Source organism: Streptomyces sp. NPDC090499 (assembly GCF_044769305.1).
GTDB lineage: Bacteria > Actinomycetota > Actinomycetes > Streptomycetales > Streptomycetaceae > Streptomyces.
Genome location: NZ_JBIVXP010000003.1, coordinates 361337 through 386864 on the forward strand (window position 1 = coordinate 361337; position 25528 = coordinate 386864).

At 71.7% G+C, this 25528-nt stretch carries 20 protein-coding genes and 1 riboswitch; of the genes, 10 read left to right on the top strand and 10 right to left on the bottom strand.

Annotated features, from left to right (window positions below):
• Positions 1-232: 232 nt before the first annotated feature.
• Positions 233-1099 (top strand): esterase/lipase family protein, encoded by an 867-nt coding sequence (locus tag ACIQVL_RS13650; protein WP_403438426.1) that lies wholly within the window; start codon positions 233-235, stop codon positions 1097-1099.
• 242 nt (positions 1100-1341) lie between these two features.
• Positions 1342-2823 (top strand): M23 family metallopeptidase, encoded by a 1482-nt coding sequence (locus tag ACIQVL_RS13655; protein ID WP_403475383.1) that lies wholly within the window; start codon positions 1342-1344, stop codon positions 2821-2823.
• Between the two features lie 201 nt (positions 2824-3024).
• On the opposite strand, the gene pcrA is transcribed toward ACIQVL_RS13655, so the two are convergent.
• A complete protein-coding gene (gene pcrA, locus ACIQVL_RS13660) occupies positions 3025-5517 on the bottom strand; it encodes a DNA helicase PcrA (protein WP_403438433.1) in 2493 nt (830 codons plus the stop codon).
• Between the two features lie 312 nt (positions 5518-5829).
• Positions 5830-6005: riboswitch (cyclic di-AMP (ydaO/yuaA leader) on the top strand.
• A 7-nt stretch (positions 6006-6012) separates the two neighbouring features.
• Between pcrA and ACIQVL_RS13665 the strand changes: the two genes are divergently transcribed.
• Together ACIQVL_RS13665 and ACIQVL_RS13670 are read left to right on the top strand one after the other, a co-directional pair.
• A complete protein-coding gene (locus ACIQVL_RS13665) occupies positions 6013-7185 on the top strand; it encodes an NlpC/P60 family protein (protein WP_403438436.1) in 1173 nt (390 codons plus the stop codon).
• Between the two features lie 234 nt (positions 7186-7419).
• Complete coding sequence (locus ACIQVL_RS13670; protein WP_403475384.1) at positions 7420-8379, top strand: tellurite resistance/C4-dicarboxylate transporter family protein; 960 nt, start codon at positions 7420-7422, stop codon at positions 8377-8379.
• A gap of 51 nt (positions 8380-8430) precedes the next feature.
• On the opposite strand, the gene ACIQVL_RS13675 is transcribed toward ACIQVL_RS13670, so the two are convergent.
• Complete coding sequence (locus tag ACIQVL_RS13675) at positions 8431-8784, bottom strand: hypothetical protein (protein ID WP_362592005.1); 354 nt, start codon at positions 8782-8784, stop codon at positions 8431-8433.
• Between the two features lie 454 nt (positions 8785-9238).
• Here ACIQVL_RS13675 and ACIQVL_RS13680 point away from each other — a divergent pair, with 454 nt between their 5' ends.
• Complete coding sequence (locus ACIQVL_RS13680) at positions 9239-10297, top strand: NlpC/P60 family protein (RefSeq protein ID WP_403475539.1); 1059 nt, start codon at positions 9239-9241, stop codon at positions 10295-10297.
• Between the two features lie 75 nt (positions 10298-10372).
• Here ACIQVL_RS13680 and ACIQVL_RS13685 read toward each other — a convergent pair whose 3' ends face one another.
• Positions 10373-11086: a LuxR C-terminal-related transcriptional regulator gene (locus tag ACIQVL_RS13685; protein WP_403438442.1), complete on the bottom strand. Its 714-nt coding sequence runs from the start codon at positions 11084-11086 to the stop codon at positions 10373-10375.
• Positions 11083-12375, bottom strand: a complete 1293-nt coding sequence (locus ACIQVL_RS13690) for a PspC domain-containing protein (protein WP_403475385.1) — start codon at positions 12373-12375, stop codon at positions 11083-11085. The genes ACIQVL_RS13685 and ACIQVL_RS13690 overlap by 4 nt, the downstream gene beginning before the upstream one ends.
• A gap of 200 nt (positions 12376-12575) precedes the next feature.
• Here ACIQVL_RS13690 and ACIQVL_RS13695 point away from each other — a divergent pair, with 200 nt between their 5' ends.
• Positions 12576-14000, top strand: a complete 1425-nt coding sequence (locus ACIQVL_RS13695; RefSeq protein WP_403475386.1) for a PspC domain-containing protein — start codon at positions 12576-12578, stop codon at positions 13998-14000.
• Positions 13987-14196 (top strand): hypothetical protein, encoded by a 210-nt coding sequence (locus ACIQVL_RS13700; protein ID WP_403438450.1) that lies wholly within the window; start codon positions 13987-13989, stop codon positions 14194-14196. Before ACIQVL_RS13695 ends, ACIQVL_RS13700 begins: the two co-directional genes overlap by 14 nt.
• Before the next feature lie 13 nt (positions 14197-14209).
• Here the strand turns inward: ACIQVL_RS13700 and ACIQVL_RS13705 are convergent, their stop codons facing one another.
• Together ACIQVL_RS13705 and ACIQVL_RS13710 are read right to left on the bottom strand one after the other, a co-directional pair.
• Positions 14210-14749, bottom strand: a complete 540-nt coding sequence (locus ACIQVL_RS13705; RefSeq protein WP_361283107.1) for a DoxX family protein — start codon at positions 14747-14749, stop codon at positions 14210-14212.
• Positions 14750-14951: 202 nt separating this feature from the next.
• Positions 14952-16229, bottom strand: coding sequence for a hypothetical protein (locus ACIQVL_RS13710; protein ID WP_403475387.1), 1278 nt, complete (start codon positions 16227-16229; stop codon positions 14952-14954).
• A 188-nt stretch (positions 16230-16417) separates the two neighbouring features.
• Here ACIQVL_RS13710 and ACIQVL_RS13715 point away from each other — a divergent pair, with 188 nt between their 5' ends.
• Complete coding sequence (locus ACIQVL_RS13715; protein WP_403475388.1) at positions 16418-17314, top strand: DUF4429 domain-containing protein; 897 nt, start codon at positions 16418-16420, stop codon at positions 17312-17314.
• Between the two features lie 99 nt (positions 17315-17413).
• Here ACIQVL_RS13715 and ACIQVL_RS13720 read toward each other — a convergent pair whose 3' ends face one another.
• Positions 17414-18208, bottom strand: a complete 795-nt coding sequence (locus ACIQVL_RS13720; protein ID WP_403438459.1) for a class II aldolase/adducin family protein — start codon at positions 18206-18208, stop codon at positions 17414-17416.
• A gap of 195 nt (positions 18209-18403) precedes the next feature.
• Entirely contained in the window at positions 18404-19984 is a 1581-nt protein-coding gene (gene guaA / locus ACIQVL_RS13725; RefSeq protein WP_403475389.1) for a glutamine-hydrolyzing GMP synthase, read from the bottom strand.
• Between the two features lie 294 nt (positions 19985-20278).
• On the opposite strand from guaA, the gene ACIQVL_RS13730 reads away from it, so the two are divergent.
• Entirely contained in the window at positions 20279-20560 is a 282-nt protein-coding gene (locus ACIQVL_RS13730; RefSeq protein WP_403434201.1) for a chorismate mutase, read from the top strand.
• Positions 20561-21210: 650 nt separating this feature from the next.
• Here the strand turns inward: ACIQVL_RS13730 and ACIQVL_RS13735 are convergent.
• Positions 21211-22365 (bottom strand): hypothetical protein, encoded by a 1155-nt coding sequence (locus tag ACIQVL_RS13735; RefSeq protein WP_403434199.1) that lies wholly within the window; start codon positions 22363-22365, stop codon positions 21211-21213.
• A gap of 205 nt (positions 22366-22570) precedes the next feature.
• Here ACIQVL_RS13735 and ACIQVL_RS13740 point away from each other — a divergent pair, with 205 nt between their 5' ends.
• The gene (locus tag ACIQVL_RS13740) at positions 22571-23596 is read left to right on the top strand and encodes an LAETG motif-containing sortase-dependent surface protein (RefSeq protein ID WP_403475390.1); all 1026 of its coding nucleotides are present in this window, start codon (positions 22571-22573) and stop codon (positions 23594-23596) included.
• A 95-nt stretch (positions 23597-23691) separates the two neighbouring features.
• Here the strand turns inward: ACIQVL_RS13740 and ACIQVL_RS13745 are convergent, their stop codons facing one another.
• Entirely contained in the window at positions 23692-25467 is a 1776-nt protein-coding gene (locus ACIQVL_RS13745; RefSeq protein WP_403475391.1) for a GMC family oxidoreductase N-terminal domain-containing protein, read from the bottom strand.
• Positions 25468-25528: the final 61 nt, after the last annotated feature.

Sequence of the window (25528 nt, forward strand, 5' to 3'; positions counted from 1 at the left end):
ACGAACGTTATCTCCAGCATCCCGCAACCGGCAGTTTCGCGGAGGTTACAGAGGGGGAAATCACACACAGCGGGACACGTCAGGGAGCCGCAGCGTGGTCCGCGGGGACGGCAGGAGCGCGCGACGCGGCACGTCGTCGCACCCCGCCACCCCCGCAGCCTCCGCCCCGGCATCCCCATGAGGGCACACGGGGGACGGAGCTGTCCTCGGCGTGCCGACAGGAGGTCGGCCGATGAAGGTCACCGAGGTACTGCTGGAGCCCTTTCTCCCGTTCTGCCGCCGCTTCCTGCCCAGCAGACTCGCCGGCCTCTCGCTGGCCCTCCTGAAGTCGACCGCCCTGGAGGCCGCGATCCTGGCCGGGCATCTGCTGCTCTACCCGACCGGCCTCACCCCGGAGCGCCGCCCGGCGGTACCGCCCGCGCCGCCCGCGGAGCCCGACGGAACGGCCCGGCTGCCGGTCCGGGCGGCTCCGCCGGTCGTGCTGCTGCACGGCTTCATCGACAACCGCTCGGTCTTCGTCCTGCTGCGCCGCACCCTCGCCCAGCACGGCGGCCAGCGCGTCGAGTCACTCAACTACTCGCCGCTGACCTGCGACATCCGCACCGCCGCCGAGCTGCTCGGCCGGCACATCGAGGAGATCTGCGAGCGCACCGGCAGCGGCCGGGTCGACATCGTCGGGCACAGCCTCGGCGGGCTGATAGCGCGCTACTACGTCCAGCGCCTCGGCGGTGACCTGCGCGTCCGCACGCTGGTGACGCTCGGCACCCCGCATTCCGGCACCCGGGTGGCGCCGCTGGCGGACGCGCACCCGATCGTGCGGCAGATGCGCCCCGGCTCGGCGGTCATCGAGGAGCTGGCCCGGCCCGCGCCGGGCTGCCGTACCCGGTTCGTGAGTTTCTGGAGCGACCTCGACTCACTGATGGAGCCGGTGGAGACGGCCCGCGTCGACCACCCGGACCTCCTGACGACGAACGTGCGGGTGACCGGCATCGGCCACCTCGCCCTGCCCGTCCATCCGGCGGTCGCGACCGGTATACGACAGGCCCTCGACGAAACGCACCCGGAGGAGCGGATCGCCGGCGGTCTGACGGTGGCCTGAGGGCGCGCCGGAGCGCCCGTTCGGGAGCTGGCGGGGTCCCCGGAGACCTCCGGGGACCCCCACTCGCCTCGAACAATCATCGAACACAAAGCCAAACCCGCGCCCGCCGTCCCCCGAAACACGGCCGAATGCCCGTTTCCCGAAACAGCGAAACCTGTTGAAGATTGTCGCGCCCGCATACCGCCGGGTACAGTCGCCGCACTGCTCTGGCAGCCCCTGTTGTCGAGGCGAAAGAGAAGTTGGTGAACGACCGTCACCCGTCGGGGACCATGACCACCCCGGCCCCGGCTTCCGACGCCGACCCGGCGCACTACGCGTCGTACGGCACCCAGGAAGCCCAGTACGGCGACTTCACCACGTACAGCGACCACACCGCGACCGGTACCGCGTTCCACAGCGACCCGCTCTTCGGCAGCCTCCCCGGCGAGGGCCAGGCCACCGGTGCCTACGACGCCACGCAGTGGCAGACCGCCGGCGGCCAGACACCGAACTACGACCCGTACGCGGCCCAGCACCATGCCGCCTACGACTCCGGTGCCTACGACAGCACCGCGTGGACCGTCCCGGCACAGGGGACGGCCCCCGACGCCAGCGGCCAGTGGGACGCGAACGCCTGGCTGCAGCCCGAGCAGTCGGGCATGGCCGGTGCGACCCAGCAGTGGGAGTGGGGCACCCAGGCGTTCGACACCGGCGTGTACGACGCCACGCAGTGGAACTCCGACGGCACCCCGGCGCACGCCCCCGAGCACGAGTCCGAGCACGCGCAGCAGCACGAGCCGTACGGGGACTTCGGGGAGCAAGTGGAGCACGGCCAGTACGCGGAGTACGGCGGGCACGACGGGTTCGCGGAGTCCGCGGCGGACTCTTCGGACGGCGCGGAGTTGACCGCGACCGGCGAACTGCCTGCAGTAACGCCACTGCTGGAGGACCAGGAAGAGGTCACCCCGGCCGCGCCGCCGGCGACTCGCGCCGGCTCCCGCGCGGGGGCGCGTTCCCGTCGCCGTACGCCTCCCAAGCGGTCCGCGCTGCTGACCGTCGCGGTGCCCTCCGTGTGCGTGATGGGGGTCGCCGGGATCGCGGCCGCCTCCGTCAACAGCCTGACCGACGACGGCAAGGACACCACGGCCTCGGCCTCCGACGCGCAGTCGGTGAAGCCGTCCGCCGCCAACAGCAAGCTGGACGCCCAGCTGAGGACGCTCTCGGCGGGCGCCGACGACTTCGCCGACCGGGCCAGCCGGACGCAGGAGCGCATCGACCTCAAGACCCAGCAGGAGACCGAGAAGAAGAAGGCGGCGGCGGAGGCGGCCCGCAAGGAGCGGCTGCGCCCCAAGTACGCGCTTCCGGTCACGCAGAGAGGGCTCAGCGCCTATTTCGGCCAGGCCGGTGTCAACTGGATGTCCGTCCACACGGGCATCGACTTCCCCGTCTCCTACGGCACCACGGTGATGGCCGCGACCGACGGCGTCGTCTCCACCAAGTGGAACAGCGCCTACGGCAACATGATGATCGTGACGGCGAAGGACGGCACGGAGACGTGGTACTGCCACCTCTCGTCGTACCGCGTCGCCGCCGGTACGACGGTGAAGGCCGGCGACCCGATCGCGTACTCCGGGAACTCCGGGAACTCGACAGGACCGCACCTGCACTTCGAGGTGCGGCCGGCCGGCGGCGCCGCCATAGACCCGCTGCCGTGGCTGCGCAGCCACGGGCTCGACCCGACCTGATCCGGCCGGCAGGCGTGGGGCCCCGCCGCGGCGGGCCAGGCGCAGACGGCCGGTCTCGGTCAGAGGTGCACTACGGTGGGGCAAGAGGGCCTTCTCGGTACTCGGTGGAGATGTCGCAATCCACACCGAAGCCGGAAGGCCCTCACTCGTTCAAGACCACCTAGCCGTGCCGTCCGTCACCAACCTCTATGGACAGAACAGCTAGAGCTTCTCCACCGGCGCGTACCGCAGCAGCAGCCGCTTCGGCTTGTCGTCGCCGAAGTCGATCGTCGCCTCCGCGTTGCCGCCCGTGCCCTTCACCGCGACGACTGTGCCGAGCCCGAACTGGTCGTGGGTGACGCGGTCGCCGACCGCCAGCGACACCACCGGCTTCTCCGAGGTCCGCCGGGTGGCGAAGCCGGACGCGCCCGACGCCGAGGAGCGCGAGCGGGTCGAGGAGAGCGAGGCCGCCACGCCCGCGGCGGGCCCGGAGGAGACCGGCGCCATCGCCCCGGTCCGCTTCCACTCCAGATACGCGCCGGGAATCTCCTCCAGGAAGCGCGAGGGCGGGTTGTACGACGGCTGGCCCCAGGCGCTGCGCATCGCCGACCGCGTGAGGTACAGCCGCTCCCGCGCACGCGTGATGCCGACGTAGGCGAGCCGCCGTTCCTCCTCCAGCTCCTTGGTCTGGCCGAGGGCGCGCATGTGCGGGAAGACGCCGTCCTCCATGCCGGTCAGGAACACCACCGGGAATTCGAGGCCCTTGGCGGTGTGCAGGGTCATCAGGGTGATGACGCCGTCGCCGTTCTCGTCGTCGTCGGGGATCTGGTCGGAGTCGGCGACCAGGGCCACCCGCTCCAGGAAGTCGGCGAGGCCGCCGGTCTGCTCGCCCTCGCCGGACTCCTGCTCGAACTCCAGGGCCACGGAGGCGAGTTCCTGGAGGTTCTCGATGCGGGTCTCGTCCTGCGGGTCCGTGGAGTTCTGCAACTCGGCGAGGTATCCGGTGCGTTCGTAGATCGCCTCCAGGACTGTGGCGGGTCCGGCGCCGGACTCCACGACCGTGCGGAGGTCCTCCATCAGCGTGTTGAACCGCTTGACCGCGTTCGTCGACCGCGCGGCCATGCCGTACGCCTCGTCGACCCGCTTGAGCGCCTGCGGGAAGCTGATCTTCTCGCGCTGGGCGAGGGCGTCGATCATCGCCTCCGCGCGGTCGCCGATGCCGCGCTTGGGGACGTTGAGGATGCGCCGGAGCGGCACGGAGTCCTCCGGGTTGGCCAGCACCCGCAGGTACGCCAGGACGTCCCGGACCTCCTTGCGCTCGTAGAAGCGGACGCCGCCGACCACCTTGTAGGGCAGGCCGACCCGGATGAAGATCTCCTCGAAGACACGGGACTGCGCGTTGGTGCGGTAGAAGACGGCGACATCGCCCGCCTTCGCCTCGCCCGCGTCCGTCAGACGGTCTATCTCCTCGGCGACGAACTGCGCCTCGTCGTGCTCGGTGTCGGCGACGTAGCCGGTGATCTGCGCGCCCGCGCCCGCATTGGTCCACAGGTTCTTCGGGCGGCGGGACTCGTTGCGCTCGATGACCGCGTTGGCGGCGGAGAGGATCGTCTGCGTGGAGCGGTAGTTCTGCTCCAGGAGGATCGTCGTCGCGTTCGGGTAGTCCTCCTCGAACTGGAGGATGTTGCGGATCGTGGCGCCCCGGAAGGCGTAGATCGACTGGTCGGCGTCACCCACGACGCAGAGTTCGGCGGGGGGCAGGTCGTGCTCGCCGGGCGGGGTGTCGGTGCCGTCGGCGCGGACACCGGTGCCGACCAGTTCGCGCACGAGGGCGTACTGGGCGTGGTTGGTGTCCTGGTACTCGTCGACCAGGACGTGCCGGAAGCGGCGGCGGTAGTGCTCGGCGACGTCCGGGAAGGCGCGCAGCAGGTTGACCGTCGTCATGATCAGGTCGTCGAAGTCGAGGGCGTTCGCCTCGCGCAGCCGCGACTGGTAGAGGGCGTAGGCCTGGGCGAGGGTCTTCTCGAAGCCGTCGCTGGCGCGGGCGGCGAAGTCCTCCTCGTCGACCAGCTCGTTCTTGAGGTTGCTCACCTGGGCGCTGAACGACTTCGGCGGGAACCGCTTGGGGTCGAGGTCCAGGTCGCGGCAGACCAGGGCCATCAGGCGCTTGGAGTCGGCGGCGTCGTAGATCGAGAAGGAGGAGGTGAAGCCGAGCTTCTTGCTCTCCCGGCGCAGGATCCGCACGCAGGCGCTGTGGAAGGTCATCACCCACATCGCGTTCGCCCGCGGGCCGACGAGGTGCTCGACGCGCTCCTTCATCTCGCCCGCGGCCTTGTTGGTGAAGGTGATCGCGAGGATCTGGCCCGGGTGCACCTGGCGTGCGCCGAGCAGATGGGCGATGCGGTGGGTGAGCACACGCGTCTTGCCGGAACCGGCGCCGGCCACGATGAGCAGCGGTGAGCCGGCGTGCACGACGGCTGCCCGCTGGTTGTCGTTCAGCCCCTCCAGGAGCGCGGCCGTGTCCAGGGCCGGGCGGGCTGCGCCGTCGCGGTAGTAGGTGTCCCGGTCCGGGGGCACGTCGAACTTCCCGCCGAACAGATCGTCCGGAACCGGCTCCGGAGCGTGCTCGTCCTCGGGCGGCGGCGGAGGTTCCTCGTCATGGCCGCGGGGGGCCTGGAGGCTCGCCAGGAAGCTGTCGTCAAAGAGGCTGCTCATCGCTCTCCGAGTCTAGGGCGCCCCACCGACAACCGGCCGCCGCCCCGAAAACTCGCCCCGGTGACCGAACAGATCCACTCCGTCACGGCAGGTCGACGCGCGTCCCGCAGCCGCGAACACTCACCTCGAACCTTCCGACACCACCAGGCAAGTCGCCCATAACGTTCCGAATCGCCCCACCCAGATACGCCGCAACGCCAAGGTCACGAAAATGTATCGGGCATATCGCACATCAAACTTCACAGGGACCACACGAGTTGGCTAGCGTGCCGGGCAGGCCGTACGACCCCCACCGGCGAACATCGCCGGGCCGCACGGCCTCCGCCGAGTCCGGAGTGCCGCCGCGCACCCGGAGCCGGGGACCCACACCGACCTTGGGGTGAATCGGTCCCGACTCCCCACCGGGGGAACGGACCGTAGGGCAACCCTTCCGAACCACCCGCCCGAACCCGACAGCTAACTCGGTAGGCGGAACATTGGAAGGAGTCGCCCCCGTTGGCGTCGCACCGCAAGTCCCGGCCGTCAGGAACACGCGCGGCAGGCATACGCACCCCCGCCCTGGCCACCGCCGCCCTCACGTCCATGGCCCTGTTCTCCCAGACGGCCGAGGCCGCGCCCTCCGACGACGGCAAGCCGAGCCTGGAGGAGGTCGAGAAGAAGGTCGACTCCCTGTACCGGCAGGCGGAGTCGGCGACCGAGAAGTACAACGCGGCCAAGGAGCGGACCGGCAAGCAGCGCAAGCAGGTCGACACCCTGCTCGACGACGTCGCCCGGCGCACCGACCGGCTCAACAAGGCGCGTGAGGAACTGGGTTCGTTCGCGGCGGCCCAGTACCGGACCGGGGCGAGCGTCCCCGACACGGCGACCTTCCTGCTCGCGGACAGTCCCCAGGACTACTTCGACCAGGACCAGTTGATGAGCCGCCTGACCTCGCGCCAGAAGGGCGCGGTCGACGACTACGTCACCGAGCAGTCCGCGACCATGAAGAAGCGGCAGGAGGCCTCCCAGAGCCTCGAGACGCTCACCGAGACGCAGGACGACCTCAAGACCGCCAAGACCACCGTGCAGACGAAGCTGGCCTCCGCGCGGGAGCTGCTGTCCCAGCTGACGGCCGCGGAGAAGGCCCGGCTGGCGGCGATCGAGAAGCAGCAGCAGGAGGCGGCGGACCGCAAGGCGGCGGAGCTGGCGAAGCAGCAGGCCGCGGCGGCCGAACAGGCGGCGTCGTCGTCCTCTGCGTCGAGCGGCTCCTCTTCCGGCTCGGGCTCCTCTTCCGGCTCCAGTTCCGGCTCCGGCTCGGACTCCGCCTACGCCACGAAGGCAGCCAAGGCGATCGCCTTCGCCCGCGCACAGATCGGCAAGCCGTACGTCTGGGGCGCCACCGGCCCCGGCTCCTACGACTGCTCCGGGCTCTCCCAGGCCGCCTGGAAGGCCGCGGGCGTCTCCCTGCCCCGCACCACCTACGACCAGGTGAACGCCGGCACCACCGTCTCCCTGGCCGACGCCGAGCCCGGCGACCTGGTCTTCTTCTACGACGACGTCAGCCACGTCGGCATCTACATCGGCAACGGCATGATGATCCACGCCCCCAAGCCCGGCGCCTACGTCCGCGAGGAGTCGATCTACTACGGCGGCGAGTCGATCATCCACAGCGTGGTGCGCCCGGCCTGACCCCGCGGGGCGCCCGTCACCTCTCGGGCGCCCCCACCCGCTTCCCTCCGCCGGCCCGCACACACCACGGCGCCCGCCCGCCGTCACGCAACCCCGGCCTCCTGCCGAAGCCCCCTGGCACTCCTGTCCGCCGCGACCGTACGTTCGCGCGTCCGGCGCGGTTTTCGGGCCGCACGCGCGCGTGCCCCGCCCGCACCGCGGCCGGCTCTCCCTAGCATCAGGGACATATCCGGCATGTCACCTCTCCGCGCCTGGTGGGCGCAGCGTCCGCCCGCGGCCGGGGCCGCCGTGATGGCCACCGGCATCATGTCGGTGGGGCTGCACCTGGTCGGCGCGGAGACCGTGTCCAGGGTGGCGCTGGCGGTGGCCGGCGCGATGTGGGTGGCGCTGGCCGCGGACTTCGTCGTACGGCTGGTGCGCGATCGCCGGCAGTGGGCGGAACAGGCGCGAACGCCGGGCGCGCTCACCGCGGTGGCGGCGACGGCGGTGCTGGGGACACGGTTCTCGGCGCTCGGGTGGCAGACCCTCGCCGAGGCCCTGCTGGCGCTGTCGGCGGTGCTGTGGCCACCGCTGCTGGTCCTCGTCGTACGGCACTGGAGGCCGAGGATGCCCGGCGCGGTGTTCCTGGCCTGCGTGGCCACGCAGGGGCCAGCCGTGCTGGGCGCGACGCTGGCGGCGGCCCTGACCACGGCATGGCTCGCGCACCTCTCGCTGGTCCTGTTCTGGCTGGGGCTGGCGATGTACGGGCTCGCGGTGCCCCGGTTCGAGTGGCGGCAGATCACCCGGGGGCCCGGTGACCAGTGGGTGGCGGGCGGCGCGCTCGCGATCTCGGCGCTGGCCGGGGCGGGACTGCTGGCCGCCGACAGTGCGCGGCTGTACCTCTGGAACGACGACGACCGGGGCGTCCTGCGCACGGTGACGGTGGCGCTGCTGGTCCTGGACCTGGCCTGGTACGTCGTCCTGCTGGCCGCGGAGGTGGCACGGCCCCGGCTCCGTTACGACGTGCGCCGCTGGGCGACGGTGTTCCCCATGGGGATGACGGCGACGGCGACGCTGTCGGTCGCGGCCGCCGTCGGCGGCGCCTGGCTGAGGTGGCCGGGGCGGGTGCTGGTGTGGGTGACGGTGGCGGCCTGGCTGGCGGTGGCGGCCGGTGCGGCGGCGAGCGCCCGTGCCGCACTCACGAAGGCCCGCTGAGGGTGCCGGGGATCGGGTCGTCCGCAGGACGGCTCAGGTCCACAGGACGGCTCAGGTCCAGAGCACGGCGATGAAGATGTTCACCACCGTGAGCAGACCGACCAGGCCGAAGGCACCCTTCTCGACCTTCTCGTCGTCCCGTTTCACGTAGACGAGCCCGAGGATCACGATCAGCAGGGCGAGCTTCACGCCGATCTTGATCGTGTTGACGTGGTGGTCGTCGGCCTCGTTGAGGCCGACCAGGATCACGCCGGTCGCGAGCATGGTGAACGCGCCGTGCAGCATCCCGGGGACGAACCGGGCCGTGCCCTGGCCCATCGCCTTCATCTGGGTGAGGAAACCGCCGAGGAGCGCGGCGATGCCGATGATGTGCAGGCCGACGAAGAGATGGATGAGTACGTCCATGGCCCCGGAGCCTAATCAGGCCCGTACGGGGCACCGGCCACCGCCCCCTCCCCCGGCACCCGCCGCCCCGCATATATGCACGCCATAGCACCCCGCGTCCCTGATCAGCCCCGGAACCGCCGCTTCGGTCATCCCACCCCGAGAAGCCGACGTCTCCGGACCGGAATCCCGTTCACATACCGTCGGGCAACGATCCGGTCACGCCAATTCCGCGCATCGCGTTACCGGGCCGACACACCCGGGCCTAGCGTCCTCCCCCAGGTGACCGACTCCCCACCGCCGCCCGGGCCAGGGGCGGCAGTCGGACACCACCGCCGAGAAGGTCCTGCGGCGGCCCGTTCCCCCTGTGCGGGCCGCCGCCGGACACGCTCCGCACTCCCCCGCGGCCGTACGGACGCCCCCCGGCGTGCCTGCGGACGAGACGGCGGTCGTACGAAAGGACGGGACACTCCAGGTGGCAGCGCACCGCAGGCCCCGACAGCGCTCGCTAGGCGGCAGCACGGCCCGCACGGCCGTCACCCTCGCCCTGGCGGGCGCGGCCACCGCGACGGCCTTCGAAGGGACCGGAAACGCCGAGCCGCAACTGACACCGGCCCAGGTGAAGGCCAAGGTGGACCAGCTGTACCAGGAGGCCGAGGAGGCCACCCAGAAGTACGACGGGGCGAAGGACAAGGCCGACACGGCCCAGCGGCGGCTGACGTCGCTCCAGGACGAGACCGCCCGCGCGCAGCAGAAGCTCAACTCCGCCCGGGACGCGCTCGGGCTCGTGGCGGCCGCGCAGTACCGCGACGGCGGCATCGATCCGGCCTGGCAGCTGGCGCTGTCCAGCGATCCCGACCGGTACCTGGACGACGCGGCCATCGCCGAGCGGGCCGGCGACCGGCAGGCCGGTGCGGTGACACGGGTACGGCAACAGCTGCGGGACATCGAGCAGTTGCGGGGTGCGGCACATGTCGAGCTGACGGCGCTGCGGTCCCGGCAGGCCGAGCTGAAGCGCGAGAAGAGCGCCGTCACCGGCAAACTGGACGAGGCGCGGCAGCTGCTGGACCGGCTGTCACCGCAGCAGCGGTCGGCGGTCACGGCGGACGGCACCACCGCACGCGCCTCACGCTCCGCGGCGGACGCCCGCGCCCCGCTGACCGCCGGCAGCGTCGCCGCCACCGACTCGCGCGCCGCGGCCGCCGTGGCCTACGCCTACGCGAAGCTCGGCAGCCCCTACGTCTGGGGCGCGACCGGCCCCGACGCCTTCGACTGCTCGGGACTCGCCCAGGCCGCCTACCGCTCCGCCGGAGTCTCCATCCCCCGCACCACCTACGCCCAGATCAACGCCGGCCGCCGCGTCTCCCGCTCCGAACTCCAGCCGGGCGACCTGGTGTTCTTCTACTCGGGCATCAGCCACGTCGGCATCTACATCGGCGACGGCCAGATGATCCACGCACCCAACCCGTCGGCGCCGGTACGGATCGCCCCGATCGACGAGATGCCGTTCGCGGGGGCGACGCGGGTCGTCTGAGCGGCCGCCGACGGCCGGCCGGGCGCCACGGACCGGCGCACCGGCGCACCGGCGGACCGGCCGGGGGCACGGGCCTCAGACCAGGCGGCGTGCCGTCGCCCAGCGGGTCAGCTCGTGCCGGTTCGACAGCTGCAGCTTCCGCAGCACCGCCGAGACATGGGACTCGACCGTCTTCACGGAGATGAACAGCTGTTTGGCGATCTCCTTGTACGCGTAGCCGCGGGCGATGAGGCGCAGAACCTCGCGCTCGCGCTGGGTGAGGCGGTCGAGGTCCTCGTCGACCGGCGGGGCGTCCGTGGAGGCGAAGGCGTCCAGGACGAACCCGGCGAGCCGCGGCGAGAAGACGGCGTCGCCCTCCTGGACCCGGAAGATCGAGTCGACCAGGTCGGTGCCGGTGATCGTCTTGGTGACGTAGCCCCGGGCGCCGCCCCGGATCACACCGATCACGTCCTCGGCCGCGTCCGACACGGACAGCGCGAGGAAACGCACCGGCCGCTCGGCGTCCGCCGTCAACGGGGCGCACCGGCGCAGCACTTCGACCCCGCCGCCGCCCGGCAGATGCACATCGAGGAGGACCACCTCGGGCCGGGTCGCGGTGATCACCGAGACCGCCTGGTCGACGTCGGCCGCCTCGCCGACCACCTCGACGCCGGTCTGCTCGGTCTCGCCGATCTCGGCCTGGACGCCCGTCCGGAACATCCGGTGGTCGTCGACGAGGACCACACGCACCCGACGCCCGGACTGACCCGCGCCTTCCGCCGGGCCGTTCGCCTCGGTCGCGTCGCTCATGACGTCTTCTCCGCCCTCTCCATCTCCAGCTCGACCTCCGTGCCGCCGCCCGGCACGGACCGCAGCCGTGCGGTGCCGCCGTGGCGTTCCATACGGCCGATGACCGATTCTCTGACACCCATGCGGTCGGCGGGTATCGAGTCGAGGTCGAAGCCGGGACCGCGGTCGCGGACGGACACGAAGACCGTCCTTCCCTCGACTTCGGCGTAGACCTGGACGGCGCCGCCCTCGCCACCGTACTTGGCCGCGTTGACCATCGCCTCGCGCGCGGCCTGCATCTGCGCGCCCGTCCGTTCGTCGAGCGGGCAGTCCCCGACCACGACGACCTCTATGGGCACGCCGTGCTTGTCCTCCACCTCGGCCGCGTTGCGCCGGACCGCGTCGGCGAGGGTGGCGGGTTCGTCGGCCTCGTCCTTGCCGGTGCCCTCGGGCTTGTAGAGCCAGGTGCGCAGGTCGCGCTCCTGGGCGCGGGCGAGACGGCGCACCTCGCCCGCGTTCTCCGCGTTGCGCTGGATCAGGGTGAGGGTGTGCAGCACCGAGTCATGGACATGGGCCGCGACCTCGGCACGCTCCTGGGCGCGGATGCGCATCAACCGCTCCTCGGAGAGGTCCTGGGTCATCCGGACCAGATACGGACCGGCGAGCAGCGTGATGCCGACGAGCACGGCGAGAGCCGCCTGGAGCACCGCGCCGATGTGCGCGGCGGAGCCCTGCATGACGAAGACGCCCGAGACGCCCGCGGTGACGAGCAGGACACCGACGCCCGCGCGCAGCAGGCTGAGGGTGCGGCGCCGGCTGCCGACCTCGACCCAGCGGGCCCGGCGGGCGTTGTCGGCCTGGCGCCAGACCAGGGCGACACCGGCCGCGACCAGGACCGCGGGAAGGAGATAGGCCTTGGCGCCGCTGGTCAGGTTGACACTGCCCACGAACACCATGGACACGATGACCATGAGGAGCAGGGCGACGATCTGGCCCCGGTCCGGTTTGCGGGCGACGAGTCTGCGGCGGCCGTCCGCCGAGGTCTCGGTGGCGACCAGGGACGGCGGCTTCTGTCCGCCGACCCCGCCGACGCCGAGCGGCACGAAGAACCAGAACGCGGCGTACAGCAGGGCGCCGAGGCCGTTGGCCGTGAACAGGCCGACGAAGACGAGCCGGACCCAGACGACAGGCAGGCCGAGATGCCCGGCGAGGCCCCGCGCCACTCCGCCGAGCCAGCGGCCGTCGCTGCTGCGGTAGAGCTTGCGCGGCGGCCGCGGGTCGTCGAGGGGCGCTGCTGCGGCTTCCGGCATGCCATCGATGTTCACACGCCCGCGGTGGTGGAGCATCAGGGTCGACCCCCGAGACTCCCCTGATCTTCGGATTTCCCCCGCGGGAACTCCTCGCATCCGGCCGCTCGAACGCTTCCCGGTCCGGCCTCGGGGCAGATCTCAGGGTTCGGCCAGGGTCATCCCGACTGCCGCTGCGGCCGCCAGGCCGTCACCATTGACTCATGACTGATCACGAGCACGCCGCGACGGGTCCGGGACCCGGCCCCGGCCCGCGGCCCCCAGCGGGCACCGGGCCGTCGGATGCCGCGCCCGCCGCGACGGATGCGGCCGCGACGGGAGCCGACGCCTCCCGCACCGGCGCGGGAGCCGCCGACGCGGCCTCCGCCCGGTTCCGGCGCGACCGCCGGCACAAGATGATCGCGGGCGTGTGCGCGGGGCTCGGGCGCCACACCGACCTTGACCCGGTGATCTTCCGCATCACGCTGGCCGTGCTGGCCGCGACCGGCGGCATCGGTCTCCTCTTCTACGGCCTGGCCTGGCTCTTCGTGCCGTACGAGGACGACGAGGAGAACGAGGTCCGCAAGCTGCTGACCGGCCGGGTCGACGGGCAGGCCCTGGCGGCCGTGCTGTTCGCGCTGGTCGGCTGCGGCGTGCTGCTGACGATGATCAGGAACGGCCAGGTGCTGGCGTTCGCCGTCGTCCTCTCCGTGCTGCTGGCCGGCGCCGGATACTGGTCGCGGCGGCGCGGCGCCCCCGACCCCGACCCGCTGTCCGCCCAGGCCGTCGCCGACGCCCCGCCGGAGGCCCAGGCACCGCCGGTCCCGGTCTCCTACCCCTCGTGGTGGCGGGACCCGATCATCAAGGACGGCACGCATGTCGGGGGCACCGGCTACCTGTGGGGCCCGGCCGACGTTCCCGGCCCGGCGGCGCCGGGGCTCGACTTCCGGCTGAGCACCCCGTGGGTCCACGGCCAGGGCGTCAGGACCCGGCCGAGCCCGCCTCCGAGGCCGCGTGGACCGCGCTGGATCGGCGGCTGGATCTTCCTGTTCGCGCTGGTGGCGGGCAGCCTGGGCACGGGGCTGACGTGGGACGCGCACCCACTGGGCACCAGCCTCCAGGCCGGTCTGGCGTGCGCGCTGATCGTGTTCGGGGTGGGGACGGCACTCAGCTCGTTCCTCGGACGCACGGGGGCCGGCTCGCTGTTCCTGGCCCTGCTCACGGCGGCCCTGCTGGCGGCTGCGACGGCCCTGCCGTCAAACATCAGCACCCACTGGACACAGGCGTCCTGGACACCCGCCACCGCGGCGGAGGTGTCACCGGCCTACGACCTCGGGACCGGCGTGGCCACGCTGGACCTGACGCACATACGCGTCGCCCGGGGGCGGACGGTGTCGACCTCCGCCGAGGTGGGCGCGGGCCAGCTGAAGATCGTCGTGCCGGCGGACGTGACCGTGCGGATGAGCATCGACGTGGGGGTGGGCGACATCCAGTTGCCCGGTGACGACAAGAAGGACGTGGACGTGGAGCCGGGCAGGCACAAGAACGTGACGCTGCCGCCGTCGAGCGGCGCGAAGAACGCGGGGACGCTCGACCTGGACCTCCAGGTCGGCGCGGGACAGGTGGAGGTGACCCGTGCTGCGGCATGAGTTCCAGCCCGGACGACTGGTCGTCGGTGTCTTCCTGACGGCGGCGGGGATCGCCTACGCCGGTGACGCGGGTGGCTGGTGGGACACCGAGTGGTTCGCGGTCATCCCCGTGACGGTGGCAGGCCTCTTCCTCGCGGGGGTGGCCGCGGCGCTGGCCCGGGCGATACGCAGGCGCCGCGGCACCCCGGAGAGGTAGGAGCCGGAGCCGGTCAGAGTCCCAGCGAGGCCCGTGCCGAGCGGTGTCGGCGTCGGGCGCGGAGCATCGCGTCCAGGGACAGGTAGGGGGCGCCGGCGAGCACCAGGGGCAGCCAGGCCATCAGGTAGGCGAGGTCGTTCCCGTAGTAGTACGGGGAGTTGGCCCAGCTGATGGTCAGCCAGAGGCTGAGCGAGATCAGTGCGCCGCCGAGCGCGGCCAGCCGGGCCAGCAGGCCGAAGAGCGTGCCGAGGCCGACGGCGAGTTCGCCGATGGCGATCGCGGTGCCGAAGCCGACCGGGTTCTTCAGGGCCAGGTCGATCAGGGCCGGGATCGCGGCCGAGTCGCGGACGGCGCGCATGGTGTCGCCGATGGACCCGGAGCCGCCGGATTTGAGGAAGGCGCTGTCGGTCAGTTTGTCCAGGCCGGCGTAGATGAAGGTGACGCCCAGGAAGATCCGCAGGGGAAGGAGGGCGTATCGGGTGGCGGTGTCCCGCAGGCCGCGGTCGCCGTCGAGATACGGAGTGTGCGTGTCCGAACGAATGCCGTGAGTCATCGCCAGTAGCCGCCTCTCGCCGCAGTACCCGGGCCCCTCAACAGACCATACGTACGACGATGGCGGTCGGCTCAATCCTCCCCCGGACGTTTTTCCGAATTTCGGCCGGACCGAGACACCCGGGAGGGTGGAGAAAGGTGGGCAAGAAGGGCCTGGGGGTGGGCTCGGCCGGTTCCGCCCCGCCCTTCGCCGCCCGGCCGGCTCACTCCGTCACCTCGACCACGCACCGGTTGGTCGCCACTCCGGCCGCCGTCACCACCTGGACCTCGACGGAGCCGGGCTCCACGTCGGCCGGGACGGGGACGGTGAGGACGTGGTCCGTGGGGTTGCTGAAGCCGCCGGTGACGGGGACCAGGGGGACGTGGACGTTGACGGCGCCGATGCGGACCACCATGCGGGAGAGGCGGTCGGCGGTCTGGGCGCCGGGCGGGACGAAGCCGGTACCGCGGATCTCGATGTCGTCGCCCGTGCGGATCGGGGCGTCCAGGTCACCGGCCTCGCGGGCGCGGACGACGGAGAGGATCACCGGACGGCCGCCCTCGGCGTACTTGCCGGCCAGGTAGGTCGCGGCGGAGATCAGGACCACCGTCGCGAGGCCCCAGGGCAGGTCGGGGAGCTGGTCGGGTCGGCGGGCCAGCCGTACGGCGGCGAAGAGCAGGGCGACGGCGCTGATGACGACGTACTGGATGTCGGCGAAGGTGCCGCGGCCGGAGTCGTCGGTGAGCAGGTCGGCGGCGCGCGGGCGGTGGGCGCGCACCTTCTGCAGTCGCTGGCCGGCGATGCGCAGGCCGACCACCCGGCGCACCAGGACGGCGATGCCGCAGACCACGGCGAGGACGGTGACCGCCCCGGCGCCGCGGGCGAGGTCGAGGCCGGAGATGAGGGCGTCGCGCTCGGCGGGAGAGGAGGCGGCGGCCAGGCGGCCGGCCAGGACGAGGACGGCGTAGGCGACGAAGAGGACCCACAGGGCGGCGACGGTGCGGGAGGTGGACATGCGGTTGTCCTCGCCGATGACGGGGGCGATCACCCCGCCGCGCGAGCGGTGGAACCAGGAGGCGGCGGTGAGGGCGAGGGCCACGAGCAGGGCGGCGAGCAGTCCGGCGGTGCGGGCGCTGGTCCAGCCCGCGCCGATGGCGGTGAGGGCCTGGGTCAGGAGCATGATCACGACGGCGGCCCAGACGGTGCACGCGGTGCGCAGCCACAGGCGGGCGAGCCAGGCCTCACCCTCCGCGCGGCCGCGTTCGGCGACCACCCCGGCGGACTGGGCGAGTTCCTCGGAGACCCACTGGCGGGAGGCGGAGGCCGAGTGGGCCACCGCCGCGGGCAGCCCCTGTCCGGCCGCGAACTCCTCCCGTTTGAGGAGGAATTCGGCGACCGCCCGCCGGTGTCCCTCGCGTGCCCCGTGCGGGCAGTCCCCGCACGCGCAGCCGCCACCGTGGGCACCCGTACCGGCGCCCTGCCTCGCCTCCTGCACCGCCACGCCCGACGCCCGCCTTCCCCACGCCCGGGGCACGACGCGCAGGGCCCTCCCCGGGGCCGGACGGCGTCATGCAACTCCCTTGTGTCGAGAGCGAATTGTGCCCTACGCCACGCCGTTCGCGTTCAGTGGGCTGGTCACGACGAGTGAAGATACGGCAGACGTGTTGACCCGGCTGCGAGAATTTCCCCATGGCCGAGATCATCCAGCGGGACGGGACCTGGGCCTTCGACGGCAGCACGGTCCGGATCACGCCGGGACGCCACCGGTCCGTGCCGCTGTTCCGGCAGACATACGGGGAGATCGCCGTGCCCCTGGAGGCGGTGGCGGGGGTGGGGTACGAGCCGGAGCGCAGGCGGGGGCTGCTGAGGATGCGGCTGCGCGAGGGCGCGGACCCGTTGCTGCAGGCGACGGGCGGGCGGTTGCCGGAGGCGGCCGATCCGTATCGGCTGGCGGTGGACGCGGACCGGTCGGGGGTGGCCGAGTACGTCGTGGCGGAGATCCGGCGGTCGCTGCTGCTGGACCAGGTCCCCAAGGAGCCGGCGAGGACCTATCTGCTGTCCGGGCCGCCGGTGCCGGTGTCGGTGCGGTCCTCGGACGGCACGGTGTCGTTCGACGGTACGCAGGTGCGCATCGACTGGGCCGACACCTCCGACCGGGTCAAGCGGGCCACCGGGCCCCGGATCATCCGCGTCGGCGATCTGGTGCAGGTGGAGTGGCTGCCCAACTCCGGATACGAGGACGGTTTCCTGCGGTTCGTGACCCGGGAGACGACGTTCTCGAAGCTGCCGGCCGAGCGCGACCCGTACGCCCTGGACCTGTGGGGCAGCGTCCGCCGCGACCTGCTGACGGCGCTGGTCGCGGCGGCCGTCACGGCCCGGCTGCCGCACCCCTCGACCCGGCCCGGCGCGGAGTACGCGGAGCACACCGACCGGGACCGGCCCCCGGCGCCCGTACCGCGCCAGCCGGCCGACCACCACGACGTCCTCCTGCGCAGACTGCGAGAGCTGGGCGAACTGCACCGCGACGGAGTCCTCACGGACGAGGAGTTCGCACTGACAAAGGCAGCGGTGCTGCGGAGCTTCTGACCAGCGCCCCGAAGGGGCGCGGGGAACTGCGCGACCAGCCACGACGGCGCCGCAGACGACAGACCGCGGCACCCTCCAGCGGAGCGCCCTGCGGAGCGCCTAGCTCAGCAGATCCGGTTCGCTGCGGCTGATGTCCTGCCACAGGGGCTGGTAGTTGATCCACGCCACCAGGTCGCCGCCGAGCTGTTCCCGGGTGGCGACGGCGAGCTTGTGGTCGATGAGCAGCGGCCGGCCGGCCGCTTTCGCGGCCAGCTGGACCTGCGCGGACTTCTCCATCGACAGGAACCACCAGGCCGCCGCGTCCACCGAGTCGCCGACAGTCAGCAGCCCGTGGTTGCGCAGCACCAGCGCCTTGCGGGAGCCGAGGGCTGCGGCGATCCGGCGGCCCTCCTCGGCGTCGACGGCGACGCCGGTGTAGGCGTCGTAGAGGGCGTGGTCCTCGTAGAAGGCGCAGCTCTCCTGGCTGATCGGGTCGAGCAGGTCGCCGAGGGCGGACAGCGCGCGGCCGTGCACGGAGTGGCAGTGGGCGACGGCGACGACGTCCGGGCGGGCCGCGTGCACCTGGGCGTGCACGGTGAAGGCGGCCTGGTTGACGTGGTAGCGGCCCTCGATCACCTGGCCGTCCTGGTTGGCGAGGACGAGGTCACCGACGGTGACGTGCTTGAACGGCATGCCGAAGGGATTGACCCAGAAGCAGTTCGAGTACTCGGGGTCGCGGGCGGTGATGTGCCCGGACACGCCGTCCTCCAGTCCGGCCCGGCCGAAGATCCGCAGCGCTCCGGCGAGCCGCTCCTTGCGATGCCGGCGCTCGTCGTCGAGCGAGTCGTACATCGGCGGCATCGCGAACTGGAGCTGGTCGGTGGGCAGCGGAAGGGGCGGGGTCGGCCCGTGCATAGGTCCTCCAGCACTGGGTTTGTGTTACGGCCGGAAGTTACCGCCGGTCAGCGCAGGAAAACAGAGCTGTTCTGTAAAGATGACGCGCGCGAGCAGATCGCGACAGAAGATGTCGGGAATCGACAGTCGCGGTGGCCCTCGTGACACATGACGAAGAGGTGGCACGGCCGGAGCCGTGCCACCTCTTCACCAGGCCTACTCCCACTCGATGGTGCCCGGCGGCTTGGAGGTGACGTCGAGGACGACCCGGTTGACGTCACGGACCTCGTTGGTGATCCGGGTGGAGATCTTCGCGAGGACCTCGTACGGCAGGCGGGACCAGTCGGCCGTCATGGCGTCCTCGGAGGAGACCGGGCGCAGCACGATCGGGTGGCCGTAGGTGCGGCCGTCGCCCTGGACGCCGACGCTGCGGACGTCCGCGAGCAGGACCACCGGGCACTGCCAGATGTCGCGGTCGAGACCGGCCGCGGTCAGCTCCTCGCGGGCGATCGCGTCGGCGTCACGGAGCAGGTCGAGACGCTCCTTCGTCACCTCGCCGACGATCCGGATGCCGAGGCCGGGGCCGGGGAACGGCTGGCGCTGGACGATCTCCTCCGGCAGGCCGAGTTCCTGGCCGACCATGCGGACCTCGTCCTTGAAGAGCTTGCGGAGCGGCTCGATCAGCTGGAACTCGAGGTCCTCGGGCAGCCCGCCCACGTTGTGGTGGGACTTGATGTTCGCGGTGCCGGTGCCGCCGCCGGACTCGACGACGTCCGGGTAGAGGGTGCCCTGGACCAGGAACTCCACGGCCGGTCCTGCGTCGGCGATGATCTCGGCCTGGGCCTGCTCGAAGACCCGGATGAACTCGCGGCCGATGATCTTCCGCTTCTGCTCGGGGTCCGAGACACCGGCGAGCGCGTCGAGGAAGCGGGCCTCCGCGTCGACGACGACCAGCTTGACGCCGGTCGCGGCCACGAAGTCCTTCTCGACCTGCTCGGTCTCGCCCTTGCGCATCAGACCGTGGTCGACGTAGACGCAGGTCAGCTGGTCGCCGATGGCCCGTGCGACGAGGGCCGCGGCCACCGCGGAGTCGACGCCGCCGGACAGGCCGCAGATGGCGCGCCTGTCGCCGACCTGCTCGCGGATCGCGGCGACCTGCTCGTCGATGACGTTGCCGGTGGTCCAGGTGGGCTTGAGGCCCGCGCCCCGGTACAGGAAGTGCTCCAGGACCTGCTGGCCGTGCGTGGAGTGCATGACCTCGGGGTGGTACTGGACGCCGTAGAGCTTCTTCTCGTCGTTCTCGAAGGCGGCGACCGGGACGACGTCCGTGGACGCGCTGACGGTGAAGCCCTCGGGGGCGGCGGAGCAGGCGTCGCCGTGCGACATCCACACGTGCTGCTCGGCCGGGGTGCCCTCGAACAGGGTGGAGGCCGTCTTCGAGACGTGCAGGTCGGTGCGGCCGTACTCGCGGGCGCCGGTGTTGTCGACGGTGCCGCCGAGGACCTGCGCCATCAGCTGGAAGCCGTAGCACATGCCGAAGACCGGGACGCCGGCCTCGAAGAGCGCGCGGTCCAGGCGGGGGGCGCCCTCCTCGTACACGGACGAGGGGCCGCCGGAGAGGATGATCGCCGCCGGGTTCTTGGCGAGCATCTCGGCGACCGGCATGGTGCTGGGCACGATCTCGCTGTAGACCCGGGCCTCGCGGACGCGGCGGGCGATGAGCTGGGCGTACTGCGCGCCGAAGTCGACGACCAGGACGGTGTCGGGAGCGGCGGCAGCGGGAGTCGCTGATGACACGGGGTGCCTTCCGGCGGTCGGGCGGGGGTCTGTGGTTACCGATTCTAACGGGGTGGGCGCGGGGCACCTCGCCGTAGTGCTGTGGCATACTCGCCCCCATGCTCACGCAGACGACCGTCTTCTTTACCTATGGCAACCGGCCCACCGGCTGCCATGGTCGTGCCGCTTGAGCAACTGACGAGCGACTTCCCCAGGCGCCCCGGGCCGACAAGGTCCGGGGCGCCTGCTGTTTCTCCGGATCCGGTCGCTCCGGGGCACCGCACCCCTTCCGGCAAGGACAGACGAGGAGCCCCCATGAACGCGATCGACGTGACCGGTGCCCGTACCCACGAGGCCGCCGAGGTGATCACCGGTGCGCGGGAGCGCATCGACGCGCTCGACGACCGGATCATCGGTCTGATCCAGGAACGGATGGCCGTCTCCGCCGTCGTCCAGGAGGCACGGATCACCTCCGGCGGCCGCCGGGTGAACCTCTCCCGGGAGATGGAGATCCTCGGCCACTACAGCTCGGCCCTCGGCAGGCCCGGCACGGCCCTGGCCATGACGCTCCTGGAGCTGTGCCGGGGTCGCATCTGAGTCGGGCGGACCTGAGTTCGGGGCCCTTCTCACCCGTACGGCGCGTGACCGGCCCGCGAACCGCTTCGTTGGTGGGGTGTCCGTGTCAGCCAGGGGCGGGCCCGAAAGAACCACGCGTGGCTTCGCTGGAGCGATGAGGCGTACGGAACGTGCCGTGCGCCGTGGGACCTCGTTCCAGTCAAGTGACCGGACGGCAGGGGACAGCAGCCCGGTCACCCAAGAGACGGCCGGCTCCGGGGACGCCCGGGGCCGACCGGCGGAAAATTGCAAAAATGCACAAGGGCTGGGTCAAACGGTTGCGGAGGCCGCGTACATCCAGCACGATGCGTAGAAGGCCCGCAAGGCCTTCGGAGTTCCCAAGTCCCAGTTCAGGCAACGGAATTGCCGTGTACCGACCGTCCGCCAAAGGTCGAGACCTGCCGTACGCCCCGAGCGCGCCGGGGCGCCGACCCGGGGCACGGACGGCGGCACAGGGCACAGAGACCAGCGGCGCAACCCCCCGGCGCCGCTCCCAGGCACCGACGCTGCCCTGACGTCGGTGCTGACGAAAGAAGGGCCCCGCGGCTCCGTTCCGCGGGGCCCTTCGCCTGTCCGCACATGCCTGCACATGACATGCCTGCACGGGCCTGCACATGAAGCTACGTAGCCGCCTACGTACGGCTCACCTTGCTGCAAGCCTCCTCCTTGCCGATGTCACGGCTGCGGTCGTACGGGTCGACGAGCTGTCCGCTCGGAGTGGCGCTCCCGGTCGGGGCCTGGACCCGGGCCTGGGACGGGAACTGCGGGTGCAGATAGCCGTCGTTGATGCCGCAGATCGAGTTGCCGGCGTCCTCGTCGTAGCGGAGGAGGGTCAGGCGGCCCGAGGTGACCTGGTACCGCTTGGGGTCGGGGAGTTCGGCGTCCATGACGCGGCGCACGATCGTGCGGGTGACCTCGGTGGAGCCGTCGGCGCGGACGACGGGGTAGACGAAGGTGTAGTCGGCGTGCACGGCCACGCCGTGGTACTTGCCCTTGGCGAAGGTGATCCGGCCGCGCACCTTGACGATCTTCCCGGCCAGCTTCACGTCCTTCGGGTCGAAGCGGCTGATGAGGAAGAGCGGGTTGTGGGCCTCACTGGGGCTGCGCAGCGAGGTCTTGAAGTTGTCGATCACCCCGGGCTGCTTGGGGTCGAGCACCGAGAGGGCCGCACCGGGGTTGCCGCCGGCTATGACATCGGGGTTCAGGTTGGCATCCACCAGCAGCTTCCTGGTCTGCTGGAGGGCCAGTTCGACGCGGTCCTCCGGGATCGCGCCGAGCGCGGTGGCCTTCGGCAGCACGATGCCGGCGGCGCCGTCGGCCCAGCGCAGCGCCGGGGAACCGGCGAACGGGTGGGCGAGCGTGGGGGTGCCGGGGGCGGCCGCGGAGGGCGGGGCGGTCGGGGTGGTGGTCTCGGCGGGCAGCGGCGTGGTGGCGGCGTCCGTGCCGGCGGACGAGCCGAAGGGGTCGCCCGGAATCAGGGACGGCCGCATCGCCACGACGGCCACGGCGATCGCCAGCGGAAGGCCGACGACCGCCCAGATCCTGCGGCGCCGGGCAGCCCGCCCGTTCATCTCCTGCCAGGCCGGCCCGGTCCGCCAGCCCTCGGGCTGCCCCTGCTGTCCCTTGAGCCGCTCGGTCACCTCACGGGCCCGGGCGGACGGCTCCTTGGGAGCGGACTTGCGGATGTCCCGTTCGGTGTCCTGGAGGAACTGCTCCCACACCTCGTCGGATATGGAGGAGGACGACGGCTCGTCCCCCGACGATTCTTCGGACCGTCTGTCAGACATGACACTCTCTCGCTCGGCCGTTCGACGGGGCGAGAATAGCCTTGGAATCGGCTGTGTCCATGCCTTCCCATGACCCGACGGAAGAGTGACCCACCTCACATGAGGGTTCTGTGAATGCGGAGGCAACCATTCACAGGACTCACCGGTCACATCTGCGGAACCAGCGGTGACATCCATCCACCGCAGCTGACGCACGGGGGTCCTCATGAAACTTCGCCAGGTCATGGCAGCGGCGGTGGTAGCGGCCGTCATCGCGCCGGTCGCCCTGCTGTCCGCGCCGGCCGCGTTCGCGGACGAGTCGCCGTCGACGCCCGCGTCGGAGAGCGCACCGGGCGGGACCCCCGGCGACACGTCGTCCGCCTCCCCGTCGGACTCCGGCTCGGCCTCGCCGAGCGACGGCGCGTCGGAGTCCGGGTCCGCGTCGCCCTCCGGCTCCCCCAGCGGCAGCGCGAGCGCGTCGGCGTCGGCGTCCTCCTCCACCGGGCCGTCCCAGTCGGCGGAGCCCAGCGAGGACCCGTCCGACCCGGACGTGCCGTACTGCGAGGACCTCGACCAGGACTTCCGCGACGCCAGGGTGTCCGCCGACATCAAGGGCCTGCCCGGCAAGATCGTCGCGGGCGACGGCTTCCACGGCTTCGAACTGGTCGTGACCAACGACTCCAAGGCGGACGTCGAGGGCGTCGCCTTCTACGCCGAGATCGAGAACTACGAACTCGACGAGTCCAGGTACCTCAGCCCGTACGTCGACCTGGAGTTCAAGAACCCCGACACCGGGTCCTGGGACCGGATCGGCGACGACGACTGGGCCGGCGACTACTTCTTCTACGTGCCGAAGCTGAAGGCGGGCGCCAGCAAGTCGGTCGACCTGCGGGTCTCCGTCGACGCCAAGGCGCCCGCCGGTGACGCCTACTCCTTCGGCTCCGGCGCCTACCTCGACAAGGTCGAGGGCCAGGACTGCATCGCCGAGGGCTGGGCCCAGTACGACTTCACGGTCCTCAAGGCCGGCTCGTCCAACCCGGAGCCGGGTACGGCCACACCGGGCGACGACGGCGGCAAGGACTCCGTGAAGAAGCCCCAGGGCGACGTCTCCGACCTGCCGACCGGCAACCTCGCCGACACCGGCTCCAGTTCGGCGCTGCCGGTCATCGGCCTGGTCGGCGGAGCCGCCGTCGTGGTCGGCGCCGGTGCGGTGGTCCTGGTGAGGCGGCGGAGGACCGGCGCGGACTCATAGGCAAGGTCGCGCGGACCGTCGTATGCGGCGGCCGCGCACCGATCGAAGAGGGACCTGGGCTCGGAGGGGGGCACAGGTCCCTCTTCGGTGTCCGGCTACTTCTTCGGCGGTACGGCAGGGACGCCGAGGAACGGCAGCCGCAGCGCGCCGAAGGCCCCGGCCGGGACCGCCGGGCGGTGCGGCTCGACCGCCTGCAGGCGCTGGTACGGCTCGCCCTGCCGGGGCCGCGGGTCCGCCTCGCCCTTGTTGGGCCAGTAGGACATCGCCCGCTCGGCCTGCGCGGTGATGGTGAGGGAGGGGTTCACGCCCAGGTTGGCGGAGACGGCGGCGCCGTCCACGACCGAGATGCCCGGATGGCCGTAGAGCCGGTGGTACGGGTCGATGACCCCGGTCTCGCGCGAGTCGCCGATGGGGCAGCCGCCGAGGAAGTGGGCGGTGAGCGGGGTGCCCATCAGCTCGCCGACGTTGCTCCCGGCGAAGCCGTTGATCTCGGCGGCGAGCACGGTCGCGGCCTCCGAAGCCGCCTTGATCTGCTTGGGGTTGGGCGCGCCGTGGCCCTGCCGGGCGGTGAGCAGGCCCTTGCCGACGCCGTCCGGCTTCAGGTACGTCGTCAGGGAGTTGTCCAGCGACTGCATGACCAGGCCGATGATGGTCCGCTCCGACCAGCGCCGGTTGGAGAGCGAGCGCAGCACGAGGAGGGGGTGGCGGACCGCGTTCGCCAGCCACCCGAGGGCGCGGGAGGAGCCTTCCGCGTACGGCACCTGGAGGATCGACAGGCCGCCCATCGCGTTGGAGCCCTTGCCGTAGCGGACCGGCTCGATGTGCGTGTTCTCGTCCGGGTGGATGGACGAGGTGATCGCGACGCCCTTGGTGAAGTCGGCCTTCGGGGTGCCGTGCGCCTTGCGGTAGCGCCGGTCGTCGGTCTGGGCGCCGACCAGGGCCTCGGAGTTGGTGCGGGTGAGGTCGCCGAGGCGGTCGGAGAGGTACGGCAGCTGGCCGCCTGCCTTCATCCGGTGCAGCAGGGTCTGGGTGCCGTAGGTACCGGCGGCCACGACGACCCGGCGGGCCGTGAAGATCCGCCCCTCCGCCTTCCTGTCGTCGGTGGGGAGGGTGGCGATCGCGTAGCCGCCCCGGGAGTCGTCGGTGACGGAGACGACGGTGGTCATGGGGTGCACCTCCGCACCCGCCTTCTCGGCGAGGTGGAGGTAGTTCTCGTTGAGGGTGTTCTTCGCGCCGTGCCGGCAGCCGGTCATGCACTCGCCGCACTCGGTGCAGGCGTTGCGGGCGGGGCCCGCGCCGCCGAAGTAGGGGTCCTCCACCGGGTCCCCGGGCGCCGCCTTCGCCGCGCCGTCGGCGTCCTTGCCGTCGCCGAAGAAGACGCCGACCGGGGCGAGGTGGAAGGTGTCGCCGACGCCCATCTTCTGCGCCGCCGCCTTCAGGTGCACGTCGGACGGGGTCATCGTCGGGTTGAGCCGTACGCCGAGCATCCGCTGGGCCTGGTCGTAGTACGGCTTCAGCTCCTCCTGCCAGTCGGTGATGTCCCGCCACTGGGGGTCGTCGAAGAACGGCTTCGGCGGGACGTAGAGGGTGTTGGCGTAGTTCAGCGAGCCGCCGCCGACGCCCGCACCGGCCAGGACCATGACGTTGCCGAGGAGGTGGATGCGCTGGATGCCGTAGCAGCCGAGCTGCGGGGCCCAGAGGTAGTTCTTGATGTCCCAGGAGTTCTTGGGGAGGGTCTCGCGGGTGAAGCGGCGGCCGGCCTCCAGGACGCCTACGGTGTAGCCCTTCTCTGTCAGGCGCAGGGCGGTTACGGAGCCGCCGAATCCTGAGCCGACGACCATGACGTCGTAGTCGTAGGTGTCCTGGGGCACGGGTGCTCCTCGTCGAGTTTCGCGTGCGAGCCGTCGGTGGTTGATCGCGCAGTTCCTCCCC